At 75.9% G+C, this 2,118-nt stretch carries 2 protein-coding genes and 1 pseudogene; all 3 read right to left on the reverse strand.

Translation table 11 applies throughout. The annotated features are described in order from the left end of the window. Positions 1 to 106: 106 nt before the first annotated feature. Positions 107 to 1,258 carry a glycosyltransferase family protein gene (locus BWR60_RS35970; protein WP_088158147.1) on the reverse strand — a complete coding sequence of 384 codons (1,152 nt, stop codon included), beginning with the start codon at positions 1,256 to 1,258 and terminating at the stop codon, positions 107 to 109. 119 nt (positions 1,259 to 1,377) lie between these two features. Then, positions 1,378 to 1,798: pseudogene (locus BWR60_RS39110) on the reverse strand (histidine phosphatase family protein); the annotation flags it as partial. Continuing rightward, positions 1,795 to 2,118: histidine phosphatase family protein (locus BWR60_RS35980; RefSeq protein WP_144445883.1), on the reverse strand; the 324-nt coding region annotated here is incomplete at its 5' end. The pseudogene BWR60_RS39110 and the gene BWR60_RS35980, both read right to left, overlap by 4 nt.

Raw genomic sequence — 2,118 nt, forward strand, 5'->3', positions numbered from 1 at the left:
GCGGGCACGGGCATGGGGCGGGACGGTCCGGACGAAAGGGGCACTATAGCCGCAGCCCGCGGCCGCGCGGCAAGCCCTGCCTCCTCCAATTCCTCGCTGATCCTCCTCACGCGGCGCTCCGTTTCTCGGCGGCGTCGCGCAGCAGGGTGGCCGCGGCCCGGGCGCCGTCCAGGGCCAGCGCCGCGCGCGGCGGCGGGGGCGCGGCCATGGCGTCGTCCACCGCCCGGGCCAGCCGCTCCGGCGTCAGCCCAGCCTCCGGCACCACGAGACAATGGCCGCGGGCAGCCAAAAGCTCCGCCCGCCGGGTCTGCTCGGTCTCGCCGGCGGCGGCGAAGGGCACGAACACGGCGCGGCAGCCGGCCCGCATCACATCCATCACCGTGTTGTAGCCGGCCTGGCTGACCGACAGGCGGCAGCGCGCCAGCAGGCTCGGGAAATCCGGCCGCGCCGGCTCGACGATCACTCCGTCCGACGCCGCCGCCGTCAGCTCCGCCACGGTGCCGGCGGGCAGGTCCGGCCCGGCCAGCAGCCGCCAGCGCGCGTCGCTCTGGCCGGACAGGGCGCGGGCGGCCAGGGCCGTGCGCAGCAGCTCGGCCCCGACCGCGCCGCCGCCGACCGAGACGACGACCTCGCCGACGCCGTCGCCGGGCGGCGCCTCCCGGGTCGACGGCGCGCCGACGTAGCCGGTGTAGCGGATGAGATGCGCCACCCGCGCGGCGGGCGGGAAGCTGGCCTCGAACGGGATCACGGCCGGGTCGCCATGCACCAGCACCAGGTCGAAGAAGGCCAGCGCGGTGTCGGCCATGGCCTCGACCTTGGCCGGGTCCTTCTTGTCCACCAGGATGTCGCGGACCGAGCAGGCGATCAGCGGCCGCGGGCCGGCGCGGCGGGCGATCTCCAGCATCGGCACCAGCTCGAAGGCGAAGGCACGGCGGCCGAAGGGGAAGGTCTCGACCAGCAGGATGTCGGGCTTCACGCGCGCCAGCAGCGCCAGCAGGTCGGCGGCGCGGCGCTTCTTCCAGCCGTTGTCGATCGGCCTGTCATCGGCGTCCAGCAGGGTGCGGAAGCCGGTGTCGGCCGAGCGCACCGGCGGCAGCGCCACCACCTCGGCGCCGCCCCAGTCGGTGCCGGGCACGTCGAAGCCGCCCTGGGCCACGGTCACGGCGAAGCCGGCCTCGCCCAGCGCCCGGGCGATCGCCGCGGCCCGGCGGACATGGCCGATGCCGAGCAGATGCTGAACGTGGAACAGAACCTTCATGCTGCCAAAGAAATGTTCAGCCGCTCGATCACCGGCGCCCCCGTGGAGTTCAGCCGGAACAGGTGTGCGCAGCCCCACTGCAGCCCGTCCGGCGCATCGCCGATCATGGTCCAATCGGCGGCGCAGGCATAGAGCGCCAGGATGACGCCCCGATGACAGACCGCGACGGTGTCGCGCCCCGCGGCGGCCAGCCGCAGCAGCAGCGGCGCCAGCCGGGCCTGCAGCTCGCGGTAGGACTCGCCGCCGGGGGCCCGGAAATCCCGGGCTCTTGTCGGACAGGCGCAGCCCTTCCCAGGCGCCCCAGTCCAGCTCGGTCAGCGCCGGCTCCGGCACCGGGTCGTGGCCCAGCAGGCGCGCCGTTTCGATGGCGCGGGACAGCGGGCTGGCCAGCACCGGCCAGCCGGCGGTCCAGTCCGGCAGGCGCCACCGGGCAGCCGCGGCGCGCCCGGCCTCCGACAACGGGATGTCGGCCCGGCCCTGGATGCGGCGGGCCGCGTTCCATTCGGTCGGCGCGTGGCGCAGGACCAGCAGGCGGGTCATGCCGGCGCCTGCCCGGCGGCGACCTGCGCCAGGGTGAGGTCGAGGATCGCGGCGGCGCAGGCATAGAGCGCCAGGATGACGCCCCGATGACAGACCGCGACGGTGTCGCGCCCCGCGGCGGCCAGCCGCAGCAGCAGCGGCGCCAGCCGGGCCTGCAGCTCGCGGTAGGACTCGCCGCCGGGGGCCCGGAAATCCCGGCCCAGCGCCTCGCGCCGGGCCAGCTCGGCCGGGTCGATCCGGCTCTTGTCGGACAGGCGCAGCCCTTCCCAGGCGCCCCAGTCCAGCTCGGTCAGCGCCGGCTCCGGCACCGGGTCGTGGCC

The organism is Inquilinus limosus, from assembly GCF_002195995.1.
Lineage (GTDB): Bacteria > Pseudomonadota > Alphaproteobacteria > DSM-16000 > Inquilinaceae > Inquilinus > Inquilinus limosus_C.

Bases quoted from the DNA above. Each gene is read 5' to 3' on its own strand.
- BWR60_RS35970 (WP_088158147.1), bottom strand. From the start codon at position 1,258: ATGAAGGTTCTGTTCCACGTTCAGCATCTGCTCGGCATCGGCCATGTC.